Origin of the sequence: Bradyrhizobium sp. SZCCHNRI2009 (assembly GCF_032485115.1) — a bacterium.
Taxonomy (GTDB): domain Bacteria; phylum Pseudomonadota; class Alphaproteobacteria; order Rhizobiales; family Xanthobacteraceae; genus Bradyrhizobium.
Window position 1 is genome coordinate 133,046 of sequence record NZ_JAUEUH010000006.1, and the last position, 21,135, is coordinate 154,180.

Here is a 21,135-nt window from a genome sequence, read left to right on the forward strand (position 1 = left end):
ACCGGAGCTTGTGCCCGAAATGGCGGGCGGGACAAGAGCGCCGGGCGGAAGGCCGCCATGTCGAAACACCAATGGGCCTCCTTTACAAAACGAATATTCGTTTTGTATGCTCGTCGCAGACGGGAACGCCATCGAGCCGACAGCCGCAACCCTGCAACGGCTCGGCAGGAGCTGCACATGCCGAAACTCAAGCCCGAGACGATGGCCGCGCGCCGGGACGAGATCCTGCAGGCCGCCGAGGCCTGCTTTGCCCGGCAGGGATTCCATCAGACCACGATCGCCGATGTCATTGCGCAATCTGGTTTGAGCGCGGGCTGCATCTACGGCCATTTCGCCAGCAAGGAAGAGCTCATTCAGGCGATCGGCGAGCATCGCCATGCCCGTGATGCCGCCCTGTTGGCCACGGCGCGTGAGATTTCTGATCCGTTGGAAGCGTTGCGCGCCATTGCGCGCGCCTTGTTGGCAGACATGCAAAAGGAAGAGGGCCTGCGCCACCGGCGCATCGCGCTGCAGCTCTGGGCCGAGGCGCTGCGGGACGATGATATCCGCGCGCAGGTGACGGACGGTGTGCGCAAGCCGGCCGTCTTGATCACCGAGCTGCTGCAGCGGGGCCAGCGGCTCGGCGTCATCGACCGCTCCGTTCATCCACGCAGCATGGCCCGCACGATCGTCGCGATGTTCCAGGGGTTCGTGCTGCAGCGATTGTGGGGCGAGCCGTTCTCGTCATCCGAAGCGATGGCCGCATTCGAGACGCTGCTGACGGGACTCGCGGCGCGGCGATGACCTGAAGCGACTGCCTCTCCAACCGTACCGGGCGGGTCTCAATGATGAGCGTTCCTGATCTCATTGGCGGTCTCGGCACCGGGCTGGTCGGCGGCTTCACTTCGGGGCTGCTCGGCGTCACTCCCGGCGGTGGGCTCGTCGTGTTCGCGGTCATGCTGCTCGGCGCCGAGCAGCATGCCGCGCAAGGGCTCTCGCTGGTCGCGCAGATCCCGCCGACCAGTGCGGCCGGCATCAGGCGCTATTGGGATAGCGGCAATCGGGTGACCGCGGCGGTGTTGCTCTGGCTCGGCCTGGGATTCCTGGTCGGCGGCATCGTCGGCGCACTGATCGCGAACTGGACGACGGCGGCGGTCCTGCAATGGGCCTATGTGATCTACCTATTCTTGCTCGATGCGCTGCTGCTGCGCAGGCGACGGGCGAAGGAATCCGCCGAAGCAACCGGCGCCGCGCCGGATCCACATCGAGCAGCGCTCCTTGCAGTTGGCTGCGCGGCCGGCGTGTCCTCAGGCTTTCTTGGGATCGGCGGCGGGCTCGCCACGGTGGTTGGCTTGAGCGCGGTGCTGGGCATGGCACAGCACCGCGCCCAGATGATCAGCCTGGCGCTGACGCTGGTGCCCGCGACGCTTCCATCCGCCTGGATCTACTGGCGGCACGGCGCCATGCCGGCCTGGCCCACCCTCGTCGCGGTGATCGTCGGCCTCGCGGTCGGCACCGATGTCGGCGCGCGTCTCGCGAACCGCGTTCCGCCGGAACGGTTGCGCGTCCTGCTGGTGGGCTTCGTGTCGCTGATGGCCCTCTGCATGACGCTCAAGGCGCTCGGATGAACCATTCGCCTCACGTCGCCTGCTTGCGCGAGGCCGCGTAGACGCCGCTCAGGACCAGGGCGAAGCCGATCACGTGGAAGATCTGCGGCCGCTCGCCGAGGAAGACGAACGCCATGATCGAGCCGAACACCGGCACCACGTGGAAGAACGGCGCGGCGCGGTTGGCACCGATCAGAAGAACGCCGCGGTTGAAGCACAGATAGGCGATGGTCGAGGGAAAGATCGCGACGTAGAGCAGTGACAGCAGGTTCTGGGTGTCGAGCGCCATCACCGGGCGCGTGTTGAGCTCCCAGATCAACAGCGGGATCAGGCTCGCGGCTCCGCAGCCGAAGGTGAAGGCGACCATCGACAGGCCATGGATCTGCGGCCGCTTGATCGTCAGCACCGAATAGAAGCCGAACACCGCCATCGCGACCAGGAAGATCAGGTCGCCCTTGTTGAAGCTGATGTCGGTGAGCGCGGCCGGATGGCCGCGCGTGAGGATCAGCAGCACGCCGACCATCGACAGCACGATGCCGATGGCCTGCGCCAAAGTGAGATGCACGCGCAGCAGCAGCATCGACCAGAGCGCCACGATCAGCGGGCCGCCGGATTGCAGCAGCAGCGTGTTGAGCGCCTGGGTGTATTCGAGCGACCAGTACTGCAGCGTGTTGAAGGCGCCGATGCCGGTCACCGACAGCGCGATCATGACGCCGAGCTTGGAGCGGATTGCCGGCCAGTCCTGGCGAAGCTGCTTCCAGGCCAGCGGCAGAATGATCAGGAACGCCAGCGACCAACGCAGGAACGACAGGGTGACAGGCGGAATGTGCCCGGCAGCCAACCGGCCGACGATCGCGTTGCCGGCCCAGCACAGCGCGGTGATGCTGAGCAGCACATAGGGTTGGTTGGCGATCCAGGCGCGCGCGGGCGCGGCGGACGCGGTGGGATCGGCGGCAGACATGCGGCGGTGTTGGCCCCGGTTCGTGCGCCGCGGCATCCGGCCCGGTCATCCCGGCCGCTGGTCCTCCCCGGCCTCGTCGACAGACACCAATTGCAGCTGCCTATCAAGAGGGCAGATGCATCGCGACTATGCAGCGGCGCTGGTCATGAACCGCGGTGGTGATGCCGCCAGTGAGTTCGCAAGGTCGTGGACTGTACGGCGACCGATTTGAGACCTTCGGCGCAGACCAGATAGGCGATAACGAGAGCCGCGATGGTGGCCAGCACGGCGATCGGCGGCACCACGAAGCCGAACCAGGCGCCGGCCGGGGTGAAGGGCACGACGAGCGCGACGGCGAGCCCGGTCAGTGACGACGCAGTCAGCATCGGATCGGCGCGGTTGCTCCATGGCCGTCCGTTGGTCCGGATGATGAAGATGACGAGGATCTGGGTCGCCATCGATTCGAGGAACCAGGCGGTCCGGAACTCGTCGGGCGTCGCATGGAACAAATAGAGCAGGGCGCCGAAAGTGAGAAAATCGAACAGCGACGACAGCGGGCCCATGATCGCGGCAAAGCGCAGCAGCCGCTTCATGTCCCAGCGCTGCGGCCGCGCGGTGGCCTGCGGACTCACACGATCGAACGGGATGCCGAGTTCGGAGAGATCATAGAGCAGGTTGTTGAGCAGGATCTGCGTCGGCAGCATCGGCAGGAAGGGCAGTATGATCGAAGCGACCGCCATGGACAGCATGTTGCCGAAATTCGAGCTCGCGCCCATTCGCACGTATTTCAGGATGTTGGCGAAGGTGCGCCGCCCTTCCTCCACACCGTCGGCGACAACCTCGAGATCGGAGGCGAGCAGGATGATGTCGGCGGCGGATTGCGCCACGGCGGTGGCGCCGTCGACCGACAGGCCGATGTCGGCCACCTTCAGCGCCGGCGCGTCGTTGATGCCGTCACCCAGGAAGCCGACGACGTGGCCCGAGGCCTGCAGCGCTTTGACGATGCGCGATTTCTGATCGGGGGCGAGCCGGCCAAACGCGTCGGCCGAGCGCACCTGCACCGCGAGCGCGTCATCGCTGAGTTCGGCGATGTCGCTGCCGGACAGCACGCGATCCGCCCTCAGTCCGACCAGCCCGGCCAGTCGCTTGACTACGACCGGATCGTCGCCGGAAAGGATCTTCAGCGCGATGCCGGCGCGCGCAAGCTGCGCGATGGCCGCGGCTGCGGTCGGCTTGGGCGGATCGGCGAACGCGCACAGACCCTCGAAGATCAGTTCCTGCTCGTCATCGGTCTCGATCTCGCGCGGCGCGCCGGTCCAGGGCCGTGACGCGATTGCGACCGTGCGCAGGCCCTCGCGCGCCAGCGCGTGAACGCGCGCGCACATCTCGTTGCGGCCGCTGGCGTCGATCGGCGTAGTCGCGCTGCCCTGCCGTTGCTGCGTGCAGAGCTCGATCACCGCCTCTGGCGCGCCCTTCACGATCAGGATCTGATCTGCCCCGCGGATCGCCAGCACCGAGCCGAGCCGGCGCGAGAAGTCGAAGGTCTGCTGTCCGCCCAGGGTCCATCCTGCTGCCGCACGGTCCGCGCCGGCGATGAGCGCGGTGTCGAGCGAGCCCCGATCGCCGCCGAGCGCGGCAGCGATCGCGCCGAGCTCCGCGGCTCGCGGGTCGTCGCTGCCGTCGGGCGCGATGCTTCGGGCGAGCGTGATCTCTGCTGAGGTCAATGTTCCCGTCTTGTCGGTGCACAGCACCGACATCGCGCCGAGATCATGGATCGCCGCGAGCCGCTTCACGATCACCTTGCGGTTGGCCATGCGAAGCGCGCCGCGCGACAGGGTCACGGTGGTGATCATCGGCAGCAGCTCGGGCGTCAGTCCGACGGCCAGCGCCACCGAGAACAACAGCGAGTCGAGCACATCACGGCCGAACACGACGCGCACCGCGAGCACGATCACGACCAGCGCCAGCGTCAGCCGCGCGATGACGAGGCCGAACTCGTGCAGGTCGCGCTCGAACGGCGTGCGGGCCTGCGCTTCGGCCAGCGCCGAGGCGGCAGCGCCGAACATCGTGTTCGGCCCGGTGTTGACGACGAGCGCGACGGCCTCTCCGGTCTGAGCCACGGAGCCACGAAACAGCGCATTCGACGTGTCGTTCTCATCGCTGGGAATACCGGCCTGTTTCGTCACGGGATAGGGCTCTCCCGTCAGCGCCGCCTCGCCGGCAGTGAAGGCCTTGCTTTCGATGATCAGCGCATCGGCAGGAACGATGTCGCCCGCGCGGACGCGCAGGATGTCTCCGGGAACGACGGCGTCGACGTCGATCTCGCGATAGGCGCCGTCCCGCTTGACCTCGGCCTTCAGGGCCACGGAGCGGCGGAGCTCCTCGGCCGCCTTGACGGCATGCCCCTCCTGAACCGTATCGAGTCCGATCGACAGCGTGAGGATGAGGACGATGATGGCGCCGCCGATCACGTCGCCCGTCACCATCGAGATGATGCCGGCCACCAGCAGGATCAGCGATAGCGGCTCGAGCAGGCGGCGGAGCACGGCGCGCATCGGCCCCACGACATGCGATGGGGAGTCGGCATTCCGGCCGTAGCGTTGCAGCCGCTGCTCGGCGTCGGCTCTGCCGAGGCCGTCCAGGTCGCAGCCCAGCGCTGCGCCTGCCTGCGCAGGCGACAGGCGCCAGAACCGGTGCAGGCTGGGGGTCGTATCAGTGCTCACATGCGTCCGTTCATGTTCGTGGATGATTGGTAATGGTCATCATGCCTGATTTGCATGAACGATCGTCCGCCGGTTGACCTAGCGCAACATCCTGCTGTCGCGATCCCCTAGCTTTGTGTGCAATGCGCCGCGGGCTGACGGCCGCACTCAAGGAATGGATGGCGCGCCACTGGGCATCATCCGCATTGACGAGTTTGTGTTGACGACCATGGCCGATCATGCCGCAGCTCTCCCGTCCCCTACGAAAGCCGCCGTTGGTCCGACCGTCCTAGCGGCGGTCTGGGCGCATCGCTGGTTCGCTCTCGCCATCATCGTGCTGCTCGGCCTTGGCGGCTGGCAAAGCGTCCGGGTCATGCTTGGGCCTGCCATCGTGGTCGATCAGGTCCGGCGCGGCGACCTCGTCGAGACCGTCGTTGCCAGCGGTCACGTCGAGACGCCGTTCCGCGTCGAGATCGGCAGCCAGATCACCGGCACCGTCGAGGAGGTGCTGGTGCTGGAAGGCCAGCACGTCACCAAGGGCCAGCCGCTGATCTCGCTGGAGTCGCGCGAGCTGAAGGCTGCGGTGGTGCAGGCACAAGGGCAGGTGGCGCAGGCCGAGGCGCGGATGCGCCAGCTCGCCGAGCTGACCTTGCCGTCGGCGAAGGAGGCTTTGCGCCAGGTGCAGGCGACCTTGCTCAATGCTCAGCAGACCTATGACCGGACGTCGCAGCTGACCGGCAACGGCTATGCCACGCGCGCGGCGCTCGACGAGGCCCAGAAGACGCTCGACGTTGCGCTGGCCCAGAAGCGTGCCGCCGAATTCCAGGTCTTCACGGCGAGCCCCGGCGGCAGCGACTACGTCATGGCCGAGACGCAGCTGAACCAGGCGCGCGCCAATCTCGACACGGCGCAGTCTCGTCTCGGCTATGCGACGATCTCGGCGCCGCGCGACGGCGTGCTGATCACGCGCAGTGTCGAGCGCGGCACCGTGGCGCAGCCCGGCAAGACGCTGCTCGTCCTGGCGCCTGCCGGCGATCTCCAGCTCGTCCTGCAGATCGACGAGCGCAATCTCGGCAAGCTGGCGCTCGGCCAGACGGCGCTCGCGTCGGCCGATGCCTATCCCGACAGGCGCTTCCCCGCTGTGGTCAGCTACATCAACCCCGGCATCGATATTTCCCGCGCGTCCGTCCAGGTCAAGCTGATCGTCAAGGACCCGCCCGACTATCTGCGCCAGGACATGACGGTGTCTGTCGACATCGAGGTCGCCTCCCGCAAGGATACGCTGGAGCTGCCGGTGCGCTCGGTTCACGATATCACCTCGGGACAGCCCTGGGTGCTCGGGGTGAAGGACGGCCGCGCCGCCAAGCAGCCGGTGCGCGTCGGCATCCGCGGCAACAGCCATGTCGAGATCGTCGACGGCCTGAACGCCGGTGACATCGCCGTGCCCCAGAGTTCCGGCATCCTGACCGGCCAGCGCTTCCGCCCGGTGCTGCCGTGAACCGCTGGCTGCCCTTCGAGTGGATCGCGGCGGTGCGTTTCCTGCGCGAGGGCCGGCTGCAGACCTTGTTCATCATCGGCGGCATCGCGATCGGCGTCGGCGTCATCGTGTTCATGTCGGCGATGCTGGCCGGCCTCGAGGCCAATTTCATCAAGCGGGTGCTGACCTCGCAGCCGCAGATCCAACTGCTGACGCCGGATCAGGTTGCGCGTCCCCTGCGCAACGACAGTGGCGTGATTGAGGATGCCATCGTGCAGCGTCCGAGCCAGCGCGTGATCTCGATCGATCAATGGCCGAAGATCCGCAATCAGATGCTGGCGATGCCGGAGATATCGGCGGTGTCGCCGACCATCTCCGGCTCCGCCCTCGCCATTCGCGGCGACGCCAGCCGCGCCGTGACGCTGTCCGGCATCGAGCCGGAGAGCTACTTCACAATCGTGCGCGTGCCGGACTACATCGTCGCCGGCGAGCCGCGGCTGACCAGCGAGGACATCATCATAGGTACCGAGCTCGCCAGGGATCTCGGCGCGATCGTCGGCGACAAGCTCAATGTTCAGGCGGCATCCGGCGCCAACCGCGTGCTGATCGTGACTGGTCTCGTCGATCTCGGCAGCAAGGGCGCCAATCAGCGCTCCGCCTATGTCGCGCTGCGCACGGCGCAGTCGCTGCTCGGCATGGTCGGCGGCGTCACCACGATCGACATCACCGTACGGGACATCTATGCCGCTGAGGACATTGCGCAGCGCATCCAGGCCGCCAATCGCGTCAAGGCCGACAGTTGGATCAAGACCAACGCGCAGTTCTTCACGGCGGTGCGCGCGCAGGCGACATCCAACACGCTGATCCGCGTCTTCGTCGCGCTCTCGGTCGCGTTCGGCATCGCGGCCGTGCTGATCGTCTCGGTGATCCAGCGCTCCAAGGAGATCGGGATCCTGCGTGCGATGGGCACCTCGCGCGGACAGATCTTGCGCGTGTTCCTGCTGCAGGGCGGGCTGCTCGGCTTCGTCGGCTCGCTGTTCGGCGCGGCAATGGGCGCGGGTGCGCTGATCTATTGGCATGCGGTGCAGCGCCAGGCCGATGGCTCGGAGTTGTTTCCGTTGATCCTCGAACGCCGATTGTTTCTCATCACGGCCCTGCTCGCGACGGTGACGGGCCTGCTCGCCGCGACCGCGCCGGCGCTGCGCGCGGCCAAGCTCGATCCGGTGGTGGCGATCCGTGGCTGAGGTCCTGCTGCGACTGGAGAAGGTCTGCAAGGCCTACAATGTCGGGCAGCCGACCGAGACCGAGGTGCTGCACGACATCGACATCGAGGTCGACCGCGGCGAGTTCGTCGCGCTGATCGGTCCGTCCGGCTCCGGCAAGAGCACTCTGCTGAACATCGTCGGTCTCTTGGACCGGCCGACCTCCGGCCGGTTAACGATCAAGGGCCAGGATACTGCGTCGCTCAGTGATACCGAGCTCACCCATCTGCGCGGCCATACCATCGGTTTCATCTTTCAGTCTCATCTCCTGATCTCTGCCTTCACGGCCAAGGAGAACGTGATGATGCCGCTGCTGGTCGATCGCGGCTTCCCGGGCCCCGAGATCGAGGCGCAGGCGTCGAAGCTGCTCGACCAGGTTGGGCTGGCGAAATTCGCCGACCATCTCGCGAGCAACATGTCGGGCGGCCAGCAGCAGCGGGTCGCGGTGGCGCGGGCGCTGGCGATGAACCCCGATCTGGTCCTGGCGGACGAGCCGACCGGCAACCTCGACACCAAGTCTGCCGAGGCGGTCTTTGGCCTGATGCGCGACGTCAATCGGGAGGTCGGCACGAGCTTCCTGCTCGTCACCCACAACCTTGATCTGGCCCGGCGCTGCGATCGCATCATCGAGGTTGTCGACGGCCGCATCCAGAGCTGAGGGCGGGCCGCTTCGATCGTAGATTCGCCGCCGTTCGGGGGCTCAATGGAACTGCCCGGGTCGATGCGCCGCCAGAAGCGCACGGCCGGGTCGCCCGATCCGCAGCCGGGGCGGCTTGAAATTTTGGGGCTTATCAAAGGCTTGGTGGCGCTCTTGTGTGCTCCGAAGGCCCGTTCTCGCTTGCCTAGCCCGGCGGCTTCCTTTATCCGGTGGGTCGCCTCGCAAGCGAGCGGTCCTGGCCGCGATTTGGGCTGGGCGCATGGTTGGCCAGGCTGGCCCCTCATCGGAAGCGATTTCGTCCGAACCGATCGTGCTGTTTTGGATCTTGGCAGAGGAAAGAGCTGCGAATGGCTAACGTCGTCGTCGTCGGCGCCCAATGGGGTGACGAGGGGAAGGGCAAGATCGTCGACTGGCTGTCGGAGCAGGCCGACATCGTCGTTCGCTTCCAGGGCGGCCACAACGCCGGTCATACGCTTGTCATCAACGGCGCGACGTACAAGCTGGCGCTGCTGCCGTCGGGCGTGCTGCGCACCGGCAAGCTGTCGGTGATCGGCAATGGCGTCGTGTTCGATCCGCAGGCCTTCCTGGACGAGGTCGGCAAGCTCCAGTCGCAGGGCGTCGCCATCAGCCCGGACAATCTGCGCGTTGCCGAGAACGTCACGCTGATCCTGCCGCTGCACCGTGAACTCGACGCGCTGCGGGAATCCGCGAGCGCGGCGACCGCGATCGGCACCACCCGCCGCGGCATCGGCCCGGCCTATGAGGACAAGGTCGGCCGGCGCGCGATCCGGCTGATGGACCTCGCCGATCTCGATACGCTGCCGCACAAGATCGACCGCCTGCTCGCGCACCATAATGCGCTCCGCCGCGGCCTCGGCCTCGAGCCGATCGACGGCCAGCAGATCCTGCGCGAGCTGACCGCCTTCGCGCCGAAGCTGCTGCCCTATGCGGAGACGGTCTGGCGGCTGCTCGACATCAAGCGCCGCGAAGGCAAGCGCATGCTGTTCGAGGGCGCGCAGGGTGCGCTGCTCGACGTGGACCACGGCACCTATCCCTACGTGACCTCGTCCAACACGGTGGCGGCGCAGGCGGCCACCGGCGCCGGCCTCGGGCCGGGCGCGATCGGCTACGTGCTCGGCCTGTGCAAGGCCTACACGACCCGGGTCGGGCAGGGGCCGTTTCCGACCGAGCAGGACAACGAGACCGGCCGCAAGATCGGCGAGCGTGGCCGCGAATTCGGAACGAATACCGGCCGGCCGCGTCGTTGCGGCTGGTTCGATGCGGTCCTGGTCCGTCAGGCGGTCCGGACCTGCGGCATTAACGGTCTTGCGCTGACCAAGCTGGACATTCTCGATGGTTTCGACACCATCGATGTCTGCACCGGCTACAGGCTGGACGGCAAGGAGATCGATCATTTCCCGGCAGGTGAGGGCGCGCAGTCCAGGGTCGAACCGATCTACGAGACGATCGAAGGCTGGAAACAGCCGACGGCGAACGCGCGCTCCTGGGCCGATCTGCCGGCACAGGCCATCAAATACGTCCGGCGCATCGAGGAACTGGTGGGTTGCCCGATCGCGCTGCTTTCCACCAGCCCCGAACGCGAGGATACTATTCTGGTCCAGAATCCCTTCGAGGCGTGACGGGACCCGACAGCTGAGCGCGCGAATTGAGTTGATATGGCCGACTACTACCCGCTGATAGCCCGTGCCATTGCCGGATTGGACCCCAACGCTCCCGGGGAAAGCCGGCGTGCGCTTTACGAGCGGGCCCGGGCGGCGTTGATCGCACAGTTGCGCAGCGTCCAGCCGCCGCTCAGCGAGTCCGAGATCACGCGCGAGCGGCTGTCGCTCGAGGAGGCCGTTCGCAAGGTCGAGGCGGAAGCAGCCCAGCGTGCCCGCGAGGCGCAGCGGGCGTCCAGTGGCGCTGCCCGCCCAGGCGATGCCCTCCGGCGGGCCGGTGCGCGCAATTCGGATGCTCCGGCAGCCCCCTCGGCTCAGCCCACTCCGACTCCAGACCAGGCCGCCACTGCCGCCCCCCGGCCACGACCGGCGGGCCCGGCTGCTGCCCGGGCCGAGCGGCCGCCGCTCGGCGCCGAGACGGCCGAGCTGCGTCCGGCGCGCAATCCGCGACCGGAAGCGCCGCCGGCTGCCGCTGGCGCACCAGCTGTGCCACCGCGGCCCCAGCCGCCTCAAACGCCTCCACAGGATGGGGCGGCGCCTCCCGTGCGCGAACGTCCGGCTGCCGCCCGCCGCGGTGCTCAGGACAACGGCAATCCGGCAACGCCGCCCGCCATGCGCGGCTTCCGCGACATCACCGCTGATGTCGACGATCTCGGCAAGGCCACCGCGCAGGCCAACCGCGCGGCGCGCAAGACCTACGCCAACGTTCCGGCCACCGATCTCGATCGGCTCGAGGGCGACGACGATGACCGGCCGCCGCTGCCCGAGGCGCCGTACTCCTATGACGAGTCGGTCCAGGAGGCCGAGCGCTACGCGCTGCCGGCCACCTCGACCCGCCAGCGTGGCGCCGCTCCGGATCGCGAGGGCAAGAAGAAGCCGGAGCGCAGCGGCTCGACCTTTCCGTTCAAGGCCGCCATCGCCGCCGGGATCGTGCTGATCCTGATCGGCGCCGGAATTCTGTGGGGCCGGCCGCTGGTCGGGATGGTCAACGGCCTGTTCAAATCGTCCTCGACGGTCGAGGCGCCCAAGGACACCGGCGCGCCGCTGAGCAAGCCGAAGATCACCGACCGCGTCGGCCAGTCGCCGTCCTCGGACCAGATCGCGCCGGTCGCACAGCGCGTCGTGCTGTATGACGAGGATCCCGCCGATCCGAAGGGCAAGCAGTACATCGGCTCGGTGGTCTGGCGTACCGAGCAGATCAAGGCGACGGGCACGCAGAAGGCCGATATCGCGGTGCGCGCCGACATCGAGATTCCCGATCGCAAGTTCAAGATGACGATGTCGTTCCGCCGCAACACCGACACGTCGCTGCCGGCGAGCCACACCGCCGAGCTCACCTTCATCCTGCCGCAGGACTTCTCGGGCGGCGGCGTCGGCAACGTGCCGGGCATCCTGATGAAGTCCAACGAACAGTCACGCGGAACGCCGCTGGCGGGCCTTGCGGTGAAGGTCACCGACGGCTTCTTCCTGGTCGGCCTGTCCAACGTCGACGCCGACCGGACCCGCAACGTGCAGCTCCTGAAGGAGCGCTCCTGGTTCGACGTTCCCTTGGTCTACACCAATCAGCGCCGGGCCATCATCGCGATCGAGAAGGGCGCGCCGGGCGAGCGCGCGTTCAACGACGCCTTCGCGCTGTGGGGTGACTGAGCAGGCCGCACGCGCCTCGCGCGTTCGGCGAATCGCCGAGGCAGGAGATTGGGCATGAAGCGATATCTCATCTTCGTTGCCGTAGGCCCGGCGCTGGGCGGCTTCGCGCTGCTCCTGGTCACGACCTACATGTCCGGTTATTGGACCAACACCAATCCGGGCGAAGTGGCCAAGCTGTTCAAGGTCTTCGTCACCTCGCTGCAATACAGCTACCTGTTCGGCTTCTTGCCGGCGCTGATGATGTGCGCGATCGACGACATCCTGTTCCACGTCAGGCGCATCGGGCCGACGTTGCGGATGCTGCTGGTGGGCGGCATCGCCTTCCTGCTCGCGGCCTTCAACTACGCCTCGCATGGCTCCGAATACGGCATCGTGCAGTGGATCCTGTACGGGCTGGTCGGCTTCATCCCGGCGACGGTGTCATCGTGGCTGGTGCACAGATTCGTTGAGGAGCCGCAGCCGGCGGTCGTTACTGAGCCGCCGACTGCGTAAGCCGATCGCACGAGCCGATCAGCCCTACCTGCCGTTGCCGCGGCAGCGGCCGCCGGGGCCGATGTGAAAGCCGCGCGGGCAGGCGTGCGCCGCCGGATTGGCGTAGTTGCGCAGGCATCCGCCATAGGGACCGCGGTGCCAGCCCGGGCCGCAGCCGCCGGCGACCTGGATCACCTCAGGCTTGGATCCGGCGTCGATCGGAGCCAGCGGCATCGCAGATGCGCCGACGGTGAGAACTCCCAACAGGAGCGCGCTGGTGAGGATGGTTCGCATCGATGGTCTCCCTGGTGTGATTTGCGAAAGGGTCAGCCGCCGGCAGCGAAGGCGATGCCGGCACGCACCTCGGTGATGGCCTGATCGATCAGCCCCAGCGCGCGCTCGCGATGGCCGCCCTTGTTCGGTGTCGCCTGAGCCAGCTCGGCCCGCGCCGATTGCAGCATGGTGATAGTCGCGGTCATGTGCGGCTGCGCGCCGAGCGCGTAGCCGATCCCGATGCAACCCGCGAGGGCGGCGCCGAGGCAGAGCTTGCGGGCCGCGGAAGACATGGTCATTTCAATCTCTCCTCGTACTCATGGCTGTTCGACTTGAAGGGTGCAGGCCGCAACGCATGTCCGCGTGCGTCCATCGGCATCGCTAGTTGAACCCGTTGCCGCTGTCTTGGACTCATCGGCATGAACGGTCGCGCGACTTGGACTGATCGGCGCTCCCGATCCCGTCTCGATGAGCTCTGCCGACTTCAGCGGCCGTTCATCCCGCCGCTGCCACATTGATCGCGTTGCTTCGGAAATTCCTTTGCCTCGGGTCCGATTTCGATGACCATCGTCAGGAAAATGCTGTCGACCGACATGCTGCCGAAAGGGCTCGACGACAGGCAGCGCTTCTTGTGCTTTGCGGAATTGTTCGAGCACTTCTCCAACACGGGTGAGCTCGATCCGGCCGAGGACGTGCCGTTTCGCGCCGCAATGAACGCGATCCACATCGGGACCACCCTGCTCGGGCGCTGCGACGGCACCTTCACCCGTGTCAGGCGCGAACGGCGCCAAGTGCTCGCGACCAATGACGACCGCTATTGCCTGGCGCGCAACGCCGGCAGCCGCGAGGCGATGGTCGTCCATCGCGGACGCGAGTTCGTTCTGCGCCCCGGCGCAATGGTGCTGCTCAAGCTCGATGAGCCTTTCTTCAGCGCCGACGGCGCCAGCCACAAGCGCTTCGTCAACGTGCATCTGCCGATGATGACGCTGCGCTCGATGGTCTCCGGTGTCGATGATCTGGTCGGACGCGAATTGGCGCCGGGCGGCGCGCTGTCGCTGGCGATGGATTACAGCGAGCTGCTGCTCGCCCATCCCGCCGCGGCCGACGAGGCCGGCCCGGCGATCGCGCAGCATCTGCTCGATCTGGTGGCGCTCGGGCTCGGTGTGCGCGGCGACGCGATGCGCAAGGCCGGCCGCGGCGGCCTGCGCAGCGTTCGCCTGGCGGGGCTGCTGACCATTCTGAACAGCCGCTTCACCGAGCCGGATTTTTCGGCGCAGAAGCTCGCCGTCGCGGCCGGGCTGTCCGAGCGCTACGTCAATGACCTGCTGCATGAGGCCGGCGCCGGCTTCTCGGCCCGGCTGAACGAGCTGCGCCTGCGCAAGGCCATGGACCTGCTGGCCGGCGGCGGACGCCGCATCAGCGACATCGCGTTTGCCTGCGGCTTCAACGACCTGTCCTATTTCAACCGCTGCTTCCGGCGCCGCTTCGGGCTGACGCCGACCGGCGCCCGGGGCCGCTAGGCGAGACAAGGCGACGGTTCGACGCAACTTGTGCCGAGCCCCGCGCGTTGCCATCTCATGGGTATGCAAGACCACATGGCTCCCTCGCCCCGCCGCGGACGCGCCTCGCAGGCGCACTTCGACGCCAATGAGGCGCGCGGACCGATCATCGACCAGGACGGACGTGAGATCCCGCAGGGCTCCTTCCGGTCCTCGTTCAACGGCGCCTTCGTCGGTCCGGACGGTGTGCGCTTCGATTTCAACACCGCCAATCCCTTCGGCAATCTGACCCGTGAGCAGCGCATCGCGCGGCTGGAGGCCGTGGCGAAGCTGCTCGACGTCGCCTTCGTCCTGCCCGGCACCAACATCCGTTATGGCATCGACGGCATCATCGGCCTGATCCCGGTGGTCGGCGACCTCATCGCGACCGCGCTGTCGCTGTGGCTGGTGCGCGAGGCCCGTGCGCTGGGCGCGCCCTGGCACGTCATTACGCGGATGCTGGGCAATGTCGCGGTCGAGGGGGTGATCGGCATGGTCCCCGTCGCGGGCGACGCCTTCGACGTGCTGTTCCGCGCCAACATGCGCAACGCCAAGATCCTGCGGCGGTGGCTGGATACCCAGTCGCGTTGAGGCGCTGCGAGACCGGGCCAAAACCTCGCAAACCGACCCCCATAAAAAAACTGCCCCGCGCGAGGCGGGGCAGGGTGTTGAAGACTGGTCTGGCAGCCGTCAGGCCGCATCGGCGTCCTGCGCCTTGTCGACCCCCCGGCGCGGCAACGGAAACGCCTCGCTCTCATACAAGGTGCGGATGCCGTTCTGGTCGAAGCGGGCTTCCTCGACCTGCAGGTAGGCGCCATTCAGCGAATCCGCAGGCAACTCCTCCATGGCGAAGCGCACGGCTTCAGCCGCGGTGCCGAACCGCCGGTAGGCGAAGCCCGCCCGCTTCTTCTTGCGGATGGCGGCGGGAAACAGTTCGGCAGAGGTGTTGAAGTTGAACGGACGCAGTGGACGCATGGTCTGAGACCTCTTCTTGTCGGCTGGAAGCGCTGACGCGAGCTTTCAAAACATTCAGCTTGGCAATGACGCCAGCGATTGCGGGGGTGGAGGGCGGGATTTGCCGCTCCAGGCGGCCCGGCCCTGCATAGTCAGTTACGGTCTCTAATATAGGCCGATTTGGCAGAAATGCGAATCCTGCACGCTCACATCGTAAATCCGGCCTGGTTCGGGGCCTACTGAAATATCCTATTTTTTCAATGGTTTAATCGATCCACAACTTGTGAATGCAGGAGAGCCCGATCTGCACGGCTAAAATCTCGCCCCTGGTGGCCGGTTTTGGCCCCCGGCGCCGCGCCGGCCGCCAGCCCAGCGGCCCCGATTACCGTCCGTGACGGAACCGGGGCCGATGGAGACGTCACCGCGGCTTCAGCTTCAGGGCCGCCGAGTTGATGCAATAGCGCAGGCCGGTCGGCCCCGGGCCGTCGGGAAAGACATGGCCGAGATGGCCGGAGCATTTCGAGCACAGCACCTCGGTGCGGACCATGCCGTGGGTATGGTCGGTCTCCTCGTCGATGTGGCTCTCCGTCGCCGGCTGGGTGAAGCTCGGCCAGCCGCAGCCGGAGTCGAATTTGGCGTCGGACTCGAACAGGGTCTGGCCGCAGCCGGCGCACACATAGGTCCCGGCGCGATGCTCATGCTCGTATTCGCCCGAGAACGGGCGCTCGGTCGCCTTCTCGCGCAGCACGGCGTACTGCATCGGCGTCAGCTCCTCGCGCCATTCCGCCTCGCTCTTGATGACCTTGTCGCTCGTCTTGGTGTCGCTCATCCCGTTGTCCTCCGGGCGGACCGAACTGGTCCGCTCCCTGTCATTGCGCTGATCGGCCTCGGTCGCGGCCGCAGGTCGTCGCCTCAGTTCGTTACCCAGTTAGTTCGTCGCCTCAGTTCGTTGCCTTGGCCTCGCCGACCAGCGTCGGCTTCTCGACATAGTTCTCCGCGAAGATCTTCTTCAGATTCTCGATCTTCGGCAGGTCGTTATAGGCAATATAGGGCTGGCTCGGGTGCAGCGTCAGGTAGTCCTGATGATAGGCCTCGGCCGGATAGAACGCGTCGAGCTTGCCGATCTTGGTGACGATCGGCTTGCCGAACACCTTGGCCTTGTCGAGCTGGGCGACATAGGCCTCCGCGACCTTCCTCTGCGCCTCCGAGGTGGTGAAGATCGCCGAGCGATATTGCGGTCCCGAGTCCGGGCCCTGTCGGTTCAACTGGGTCGGATCGTGCACGACCGAAAAGAAGATCTGCAGAATCTTGCCATAGGAGATCTTCTTCGGGTCGTACTTGATCTGGACCGATTCCGCGTGGCCCGTCGTGCCGCTCGAGACCGTGCGGTAGTCGGCCGTGGCCTTGGTGCCGCCGGCATAGCCGGACACGGCGCTGACCACGCCGGCCGTGTGCTGGTAGACGCCCTGGACGCCCCAGAAGCAGCCGCCGGCGACGACAGCGGTTTCCAGCGCGTCTGAGGCCGGCTGATCCTGGGCCGGCGGCGGGATCACAACGGCCTGCTCGGCGGCGTGCAGCGGCTGCCAGGCCAGGACGCCGGCCGCCATCGCACCGAGCACGGCTGTCTTGACGAAAAGGGAGCGGGTGAGGCGCATCTTCGGATCCTCGTGAGGGGTGGCTTATCTCGTCTCGCCGGCCGGAAACACTGGCCCGGTCCGGCCTCTGCTGCAAGATACGTCGGTGCCCGGCCGGCGTTACGGGGGACGTGACACGACTGCGTGAACAGGCGGGTGGCGCGAGGCATAAGCAATCGCCCAATGGGTGCCGGGACGACGCTGGAGTTGTGGCGAGACCGTTCCAGGCATGACGATGTGTTCTCGCGGCCCGAATTGCCCGAGGGATGCCGGTTCATTGGCCCTCCGAAAGCGGAGGGCGCAGGGAAGGCCGGACCTCGACTGAGGCCCGTGGCCCGCCTGCGGAAAAAATGCAGGCGGCAGGTACCACAGGTTCAGCCGGACAGATCCGGCCCTCCCTGCGCGATGGTTTTAACGCTTATACGTGCTCTCCCCGGGGACCGGCTGTCTTGCCCCCGTCGCCGGCGGATCATCACCGCCAGCTTGGCCTCAGCGTCGGGAGGCCAGGACCACACGCTTTCGCCGTCCGCGCCATGCCGTTCGTCCGCAGGCGCTTCGCCCGCTGCAACATGTCGCATCCATCGCATTTCGCTGCCAACGTCCGTGACGATCGCGATACGTCCCCTGCCGTGCAACGAAACGCAGGCATCATAAGCCTGATTTGGGCACGGCGCGAAATGATTTATGTTTTTCAGAAGACATTGACAGCTTTTGTCGTCGCCGGCCGATTTGCCCGACGGGCCGAACGGCGCTGCCGCATGCGAGGAAGGTGCAGTGATTCATGCATGGGTGGGCAGCTACGAGATTCACCATAGTCGATATCGTCGACGGCGCGACGCGCGACGTCCAACCCGCCAGGTCACGATCCCATCACGCTTCGCCGATCCTCGAACCATGATGTCATTCCATTGTCGCGGTCGTGATGCCGGCGCGGCGGGACGCCGCGAATATTTCCTCCATCCGATGGTCAATACAGAGGCGGTCGCGCCTCGACCGGCAGGGCCCTGACCAGGGCATCGATCAATCGAGTGCGCGTTCTCCGCCCCTTGAGAACCTGGAGAACAATCATGACAATGTGGAAATCGAAGGCGGCAGCCGTGCTGCTGTCGATGGCGACTGCCGCGCCTGCATCGGCGCAGGGTTGGTTCTACGGCGAGCAGGAGCCGGGGGCGTTTCAGGCGATGTATCCCGATCGCGACGTGCTCAACGGCGGCGCACTGACGCCGGCGGGACGAATGGGCCTGGTGCGCGCCTCCGGCGCGGTGCTCGTGTTTCCGCCGCCGGCTCATCTCCGCCCGTATGATCGGCTGCCGCAGCGGCGATGACGCGTCGCCCGGAAGGCGCCCCTATGATCTGCTGCCCGGACAGCGGCTGCCGCGCTACGTCTGAGCGATGGGCGCGATCACGAACGGCCGTCGGCTCGCGCGGTCGTGATTGGGATGCCGCTTTCGCCTGCCTACATCATCGCCTGCGCGAACTGGTGCGCAACAGGGAAGACCAATCATGATCGCATTCAGGAGCCTGGCGGCAGCTCTGCTGATGTCGACGCTGGCGGCCACCGCGGCATCGGCCCAATTCTCCGAGCCGGCGGCCTATGCGGCCATGCATCCCGAACGCGACGTGCTCAATGGCGGCGCGCTGACGCCGGCGGCGCGGGCGGAACTGGCCCGCCGTGGCACGTCGGCCTTTCCGAATGCAAATGCAGCGATGCCTCCGGCCGATCGCGTGGGGCCGCATCGACGTCATCGGCGCTGAGCGCGTCGCCTCAGTTGGCGTGCTCCTCGCGCTCGTGGATGACGCTGGCGCGGCCGACGATGAGATCGTCGACCTGGCCGATGCGTGAGACGTCCTTGCCGGCATAGGGCAGCGAATGCAGCACGCAGCGCATCGCGTTCAGCCGCGCCCGCTTCTTGTCGTCCGACTTGATCACGGTCCACGGGCAGTCGGCGGTGTCGGTGGAGAAGAACATCGCCTCCTTGGCGCGGGTGTAGTCGTCCCATTTGTCGAGCGAGGCGGTGTCGATCGGTGACAGCTTCCACTGCTTCAGCGGATGCGCCTCGCGCTCCTTGAAGCGGCGGCGCTGCTCCTCGCGGCTGACCGAGAACCAGAACTTGATCAGGTGCATGCCGCTGCGTACGAGGTTGCGTTCGAACTCCGGCACCTGGCGCAGGAACTCGTCATATTCGGCCTGCGAGCAGAAGCCCATCACGCGCTCGACGCCAGCGCGGTTGTACCAGGAGCGGTCGAACAGCACGATCTCGCCGGCGGTCGGCAGGTGCTCGACATAGCGCTGGAAGTACCATTGGCCGCGCTCGACGTCGCTCGGCTTGTCCAGCGCGACGACGCGGGCGCCGCGCGGATTGAGATGCTCCATGAAGCGCTTGATGGTGCCGCCCTTGCCGGCGGCATCGCGGCCCTCGAACAGAAGCACCAGGCGTTGCCGCGCATCCTTCATCCAGTTCTGCAGCTTGAGCAGCTCGGTCTGCAGGATGAATTTCTGCTCCTCGTAGTCCTTGCGATACATCCGGTATTTGTAGGGGTAGCCGCCCTGGCGCCAATTGTCGGCGAGCTCGTCGGAGGTGTGGCGCCTGTCGCGCTTGGCTTGTTTGCCTTCGATCAGCGCCTTCATCAGCTTGGCATCGTCGGGTGCTGCGCCGTCCAGCATGGCCCTGATCGGTGCGCTGTCGGCGTCGAGCGCCGGCGGTCCGTTCAGCACGGTCTCGAACGCCGACAGCCCGGTGATCTGCGCAGCCTGCATCTGTTCGTCGACCAGCGACTGGGCGATCGGATCGAGCCCCGCAGCCGATTGCAGGCGCGGGGCGTGCACGGTGGCGGCTGCGCGCTTCATGCGTCGGCCATTGGAGGCCTTGGCTTTCGTGGTCTTGGACTTTGCCATGCGATTCCGCTGCCTGCTGTTGGTTTAACAGAGATGTGAATCGATTTTTATCCGCCAAGGACCCTGCGTCAGGTTGACGTGGATCAACCGGCCGCAGGTGGGTACCAGCGAGGCGAGCGAAATCGTCTCGCGCGGTAAAGCCGGCGTTACACCACGATCGACAGCCGCTTCGCGGCCCGTGTGATTCCGGTGTAGAGCCAGCGGGCGCGGCTCTCCTGGAAGGCAAAGCTCTCGTCGAACAGCACCACGTCGTCCCATTGCGAGCCCTGCGACTTGTGCACGGTCAGCACGTAGCCGTAGTCGAACTCGTCGTAAGGCTTGCGCTGCTCCCACGGGATGTCCTCGATGCCGCCGCCGAAGCATTCGCCGCGCACCGAGACTTTCGTCACCTTGCGTCCGAGATCCTCGTCGGGCGCAACCCGCATCGTCACGATCTTGGATTTCGAGGTCGCGCGCGACTTCACCCGCCATAGCCCGCCATTGAACAGGCCCTTCTTGCGGTTGTTGCGCAGGCAGACCAGCTTGTCGCCGGCGACGGGGAGGGCGTCCTCGATGTCGAGGCGCTGTCGAAAGCGGTTGTTGTAGGCGCGGCGGGTGGCGTTGCGGCCGACCAGCACCTGGTCGGCCTCCATCACGCGCGACGGATCGAGCTCGCGGCGCTCCACCACCTCGCTCTCGCCGTAGCGGCCGATGTCGAGCGTGTTGCCTTCGCGCACGTCCATCGACATCCGCACGATCGGATCGTCCTTGGCCTGGCGATGCACCTCGGTGAGCATCACGTCGGGCTCGCTCTCGGTGAAGAAGCCGCCGCCCTTGACCGGCGGCAGCTGCGCGGGATCGCCGAGCACCAGCAACGGGCAGTCGAAGGACAGGAGATCACGGCCGAGATCGGCGTCGACCATCGAGCATTCGTCGATGATGATCAGCTTGGCCTTGGACGCCGGCGCGTCGTCCCACAATTCGAAGTTCGGCTGCTCCTCGCCGCTCTCCTGCGCGCGATAGATCAGCGAGTGGATGGTGGAGGCATTGTCGCAGCCCTTGCTGCGCATCACCAGCGCCGCCTTGCCGGTGAAGGCCGCGAACTTGACCTCGCCGTCGACGTCTTCGGCGATGTGGCGGGCCAGCGTGGTCTTGCCGGTTCCGGCATAGCCGAACAGCCGGAACACCTGCGGCGTGCCGTTCTTGCCTGGCTTGGCTTTCAGCCAGTCGCCGACGGCCTTGAGGGCGGAATCCTGATGCGGGGAGAAGGTGGTCATGGCTCAACGAAATGGAGCCGCGAGGCGACTCGGGGACATTCCGTGAACCTAAGGGCTGACGGGGAGAGATCAAGCGCTCGATGTGAATGGGTCCACGCCTCCCCCGCTTGCGGGGGAGGTCGCATCGCATCGGAAGATGCGAAGCGGGTGGGGGAACGCTCC

21 protein-coding genes are annotated in these 21,135 nt (G+C 66.6%); 12 read left to right on the forward strand and 9 right to left on the reverse strand.

What is annotated here, in order from left to right:
- Positions 1 to 57: 57 nt before the first annotated feature.
- Both QX041_RS21870 and QX041_RS21875 read left to right on the forward strand, forming a co-directional pair.
- Entirely contained in the window at positions 58 to 783 is a 726-nt protein-coding gene (locus QX041_RS21870; protein ID WP_316166524.1) for a TetR/AcrR family transcriptional regulator, read from the forward strand.
- 44 nt (positions 784 to 827) lie between these two features.
- Positions 828 to 1,607, forward strand: a complete 780-nt coding sequence (locus QX041_RS21875; RefSeq protein WP_316166658.1) for a sulfite exporter TauE/SafE family protein — start codon at positions 828 to 830, stop codon at positions 1,605 to 1,607.
- 10 nt (positions 1,608 to 1,617) lie between these two features.
- On the opposite strand, the gene QX041_RS21880 is transcribed toward QX041_RS21875, so the two are convergent.
- Positions 1,618 to 2,547: a DMT family transporter gene (locus QX041_RS21880; protein ID WP_315827652.1), complete on the reverse strand. Its 930-nt coding sequence runs from the start codon at positions 2,545 to 2,547 to the stop codon at positions 1,618 to 1,620.
- A 143-nt stretch (positions 2,548 to 2,690) separates the two neighbouring features.
- Positions 2,691 to 5,249, reverse strand: a complete 2,559-nt coding sequence (mgtA, locus tag QX041_RS21885) for a magnesium-translocating P-type ATPase (protein ID WP_316166525.1) — start codon at positions 5,247 to 5,249, stop codon at positions 2,691 to 2,693.
- A 208-nt stretch (positions 5,250 to 5,457) separates the two neighbouring features.
- Here mgtA and QX041_RS21890 point away from each other — a divergent pair, with 208 nt between their 5' ends.
- The 6 genes from QX041_RS21890 to QX041_RS21915 all read left to right on the forward strand — a co-directional run bounded on the left by QX041_RS21890 (position 5,458) and on the right by QX041_RS21915 (position 12,443).
- Complete coding sequence (locus tag QX041_RS21890) at positions 5,458 to 6,726, forward strand: efflux RND transporter periplasmic adaptor subunit (RefSeq protein ID WP_315827747.1); 1,269 nt, start codon at positions 5,458 to 5,460, stop codon at positions 6,724 to 6,726.
- Positions 6,723 to 7,949 carry an ABC transporter permease gene (locus QX041_RS21895; protein WP_316166526.1) on the forward strand — a complete coding sequence of 409 codons (1,227 nt, stop codon included), beginning with the start codon at positions 6,723 to 6,725 and terminating at the stop codon, positions 7,947 to 7,949. The genes QX041_RS21890 and QX041_RS21895 overlap by 4 nt, the downstream gene beginning before the upstream one ends.
- A complete protein-coding gene (locus QX041_RS21900; protein WP_316166527.1) occupies positions 7,942 to 8,625 on the forward strand; it encodes an ABC transporter ATP-binding protein in 684 nt (227 codons plus the stop codon). Before QX041_RS21895 ends, QX041_RS21900 begins: the two co-directional genes overlap by 8 nt.
- Positions 8,626 to 8,972: 347 nt before the next feature.
- Complete coding sequence (locus tag QX041_RS21905; protein WP_315714139.1) at positions 8,973 to 10,265, forward strand: adenylosuccinate synthase; 1,293 nt, start codon at positions 8,973 to 8,975, stop codon at positions 10,263 to 10,265.
- 36 nt (positions 10,266 to 10,301) lie between these two features.
- Positions 10,302 to 11,951: a hypothetical protein gene (locus tag QX041_RS21910; protein ID WP_315714140.1), complete on the forward strand. Its 1,650-nt coding sequence runs from the start codon at positions 10,302 to 10,304 to the stop codon at positions 11,949 to 11,951.
- Between the two features lie 54 nt (positions 11,952 to 12,005).
- Positions 12,006 to 12,443 (forward strand): DUF5413 family protein, encoded by a 438-nt coding sequence (locus QX041_RS21915; protein WP_315714141.1) that lies wholly within the window; start codon positions 12,006 to 12,008, stop codon positions 12,441 to 12,443.
- 24 nt (positions 12,444 to 12,467) lie between these two features.
- Here QX041_RS21915 and QX041_RS21920 read toward each other — a convergent pair whose 3' ends face one another.
- Together QX041_RS21920 and QX041_RS21925 are read right to left on the reverse strand one after the other, a co-directional pair.
- Positions 12,468 to 12,716 carry a GCG_CRPN prefix-to-repeats domain-containing protein gene (locus QX041_RS21920; protein ID WP_315714142.1) on the reverse strand — a complete coding sequence of 83 codons (249 nt, stop codon included), beginning with the start codon at positions 12,714 to 12,716 and terminating at the stop codon, positions 12,468 to 12,470.
- A gap of 32 nt (positions 12,717 to 12,748) precedes the next feature.
- Positions 12,749 to 12,994, reverse strand: coding sequence for a hypothetical protein (locus QX041_RS21925; protein WP_315714143.1), 246 nt, complete (start codon positions 12,992 to 12,994; stop codon positions 12,749 to 12,751).
- A 261-nt stretch (positions 12,995 to 13,255) separates the two neighbouring features.
- On the opposite strand from QX041_RS21925, the gene QX041_RS21930 reads away from it, so the two are divergent.
- Together QX041_RS21930 and QX041_RS21935 are read left to right on the forward strand one after the other, a co-directional pair.
- A complete protein-coding gene (locus QX041_RS21930; RefSeq protein ID WP_315714144.1) occupies positions 13,256 to 14,215 on the forward strand; it encodes an AraC family transcriptional regulator in 960 nt (319 codons plus the stop codon).
- A gap of 75 nt (positions 14,216 to 14,290) precedes the next feature.
- The gene (locus QX041_RS21935; RefSeq protein ID WP_315750086.1) at positions 14,291 to 14,824 is read left to right on the forward strand and encodes a DUF4112 domain-containing protein; all 534 of its coding nucleotides are present in this window, start codon (positions 14,291 to 14,293) and stop codon (positions 14,822 to 14,824) included.
- A 99-nt stretch (positions 14,825 to 14,923) separates the two neighbouring features.
- Here QX041_RS21935 and QX041_RS21940 read toward each other — a convergent pair whose 3' ends face one another.
- From QX041_RS21940 to msrA, 3 genes are all read right to left on the reverse strand, one after another.
- Complete coding sequence (locus QX041_RS21940) at positions 14,924 to 15,208, reverse strand: hypothetical protein (protein ID WP_315714146.1); 285 nt, start codon at positions 15,206 to 15,208, stop codon at positions 14,924 to 14,926.
- Between the two features lie 397 nt (positions 15,209 to 15,605).
- Positions 15,606 to 16,016 (reverse strand): peptide-methionine (R)-S-oxide reductase MsrB, encoded by a 411-nt coding sequence (gene msrB / locus QX041_RS21945; protein ID WP_315750087.1) that lies wholly within the window; start codon positions 16,014 to 16,016, stop codon positions 15,606 to 15,608.
- 112 nt (positions 16,017 to 16,128) lie between these two features.
- Positions 16,129 to 16,842 (reverse strand): peptide-methionine (S)-S-oxide reductase MsrA, encoded by a 714-nt coding sequence (msrA, locus tag QX041_RS21950; RefSeq protein WP_316166528.1) that lies wholly within the window; start codon positions 16,840 to 16,842, stop codon positions 16,129 to 16,131.
- Positions 16,843 to 17,888: 1,046 nt separating this feature from the next.
- Here msrA and QX041_RS21955 point away from each other — a divergent pair.
- On the forward strand, positions 17,889 to 18,146 hold the full coding sequence (locus tag QX041_RS21955; RefSeq protein WP_315750089.1) for a hypothetical protein: 258 nt from the start codon (positions 17,889 to 17,891) through the stop codon (positions 18,144 to 18,146).
- 178 nt (positions 18,147 to 18,324) lie between these two features.
- On the forward strand, positions 18,325 to 18,576 hold the full coding sequence (locus QX041_RS21960) for a hypothetical protein (RefSeq protein WP_316166529.1): 252 nt from the start codon (positions 18,325 to 18,327) through the stop codon (positions 18,574 to 18,576).
- A 10-nt stretch (positions 18,577 to 18,586) separates the two neighbouring features.
- Here the strand turns inward: QX041_RS21960 and ppk2 are convergent, their stop codons facing one another.
- Positions 18,587 to 19,717 (reverse strand): polyphosphate kinase 2, encoded by a 1,131-nt coding sequence (gene ppk2, locus QX041_RS21965; RefSeq protein WP_315714151.1) that lies wholly within the window; start codon positions 19,715 to 19,717, stop codon positions 18,587 to 18,589.
- Positions 19,718 to 19,863: 146 nt separating this feature from the next.
- Positions 19,864 to 20,973, reverse strand: a complete 1,110-nt coding sequence (locus QX041_RS21970; protein WP_315733892.1) for an ATP-dependent RecD-like DNA helicase — start codon at positions 20,971 to 20,973, stop codon at positions 19,864 to 19,866.
- Positions 20,974 to 21,135: the final 162 nt, after the last annotated feature.

What these genes read in the sequence shown, in the direction of transcription:
- QX041_RS21925 (WP_315714143.1), bottom strand. Translation starts at nt 12,994, where the DNA reads ATGACCATGTCTTCCGCGGCCCGCAAGCTCTGCCTCGGCGCCGCCCTC.
- QX041_RS21915 (WP_315714141.1), top strand. Translation starts at nt 12,006, where the DNA reads ATGAAGCGATATCTCATCTTCGTTGCCGTAGGCCCGGCGCTGGGCGGC.
- QX041_RS21930 (WP_315714144.1), top strand. Translation starts at nt 13,256, where the DNA reads ATGACCATCGTCAGGAAAATGCTGTCGACCGACATGCTGCCGAAAGGG.
- msrA (WP_316166528.1), bottom strand. Translation starts at nt 16,842, where the DNA reads ATGCGCCTCACCCGCTCCCTTTTCGTCAAGACAGCCGTGCTCGGTGCG.
- QX041_RS21955 (WP_315750089.1), top strand. Translation starts at nt 17,889, where the DNA reads ATGACAATGTGGAAATCGAAGGCGGCAGCCGTGCTGCTGTCGATGGCG.
- QX041_RS21935 (WP_315750086.1), top strand. Translation starts at nt 14,291, where the DNA reads ATGGCTCCCTCGCCCCGCCGCGGACGCGCCTCGCAGGCGCACTTCGAC.
- QX041_RS21880 (WP_315827652.1), bottom strand. Translation starts at nt 2,547, where the DNA reads ATGTCTGCCGCCGATCCCACCGCGTCCGCCGCGCCCGCGCGCGCCTGG.
- QX041_RS21910 (WP_315714140.1), top strand. Translation starts at nt 10,302, where the DNA reads ATGGCCGACTACTACCCGCTGATAGCCCGTGCCATTGCCGGATTGGAC.
- QX041_RS21970 (WP_315733892.1), bottom strand. Translation starts at nt 20,973, where the DNA reads ATGACCACCTTCTCCCCGCATCAGGATTCCGCCCTCAAGGCCGTCGGC.
- QX041_RS21940 (WP_315714146.1), bottom strand. Translation starts at nt 15,208, where the DNA reads ATGCGTCCACTGCGTCCGTTCAACTTCAACACCTCTGCCGAACTGTTT.
- QX041_RS21890 (WP_315827747.1), top strand. Translation starts at nt 5,458, where the DNA reads ATGGCCGATCATGCCGCAGCTCTCCCGTCCCCTACGAAAGCCGCCGTT.
- QX041_RS21905 (WP_315714139.1), top strand. Translation starts at nt 8,973, where the DNA reads ATGGCTAACGTCGTCGTCGTCGGCGCCCAATGGGGTGACGAGGGGAAG.
- QX041_RS21875 (WP_316166658.1), top strand. Translation starts at nt 828, where the DNA reads ATGAGCGTTCCTGATCTCATTGGCGGTCTCGGCACCGGGCTGGTCGGC.
- msrB (WP_315750087.1), bottom strand. Translation starts at nt 16,016, where the DNA reads ATGAGCGACACCAAGACGAGCGACAAGGTCATCAAGAGCGAGGCGGAA.
- QX041_RS21870 (WP_316166524.1), top strand. Translation starts at nt 58, where the DNA reads ATGTCGAAACACCAATGGGCCTCCTTTACAAAACGAATATTCGTTTTG.
- ppk2 (WP_315714151.1), bottom strand. Translation starts at nt 19,717, where the DNA reads ATGGCAAAGTCCAAGACCACGAAAGCCAAGGCCTCCAATGGCCGACGC.
- QX041_RS21960 (WP_316166529.1), top strand. Translation starts at nt 18,325, where the DNA reads ATGATCGCATTCAGGAGCCTGGCGGCAGCTCTGCTGATGTCGACGCTG.
- QX041_RS21920 (WP_315714142.1), bottom strand. Translation starts at nt 12,716, where the DNA reads ATGCGAACCATCCTCACCAGCGCGCTCCTGTTGGGAGTTCTCACCGTC.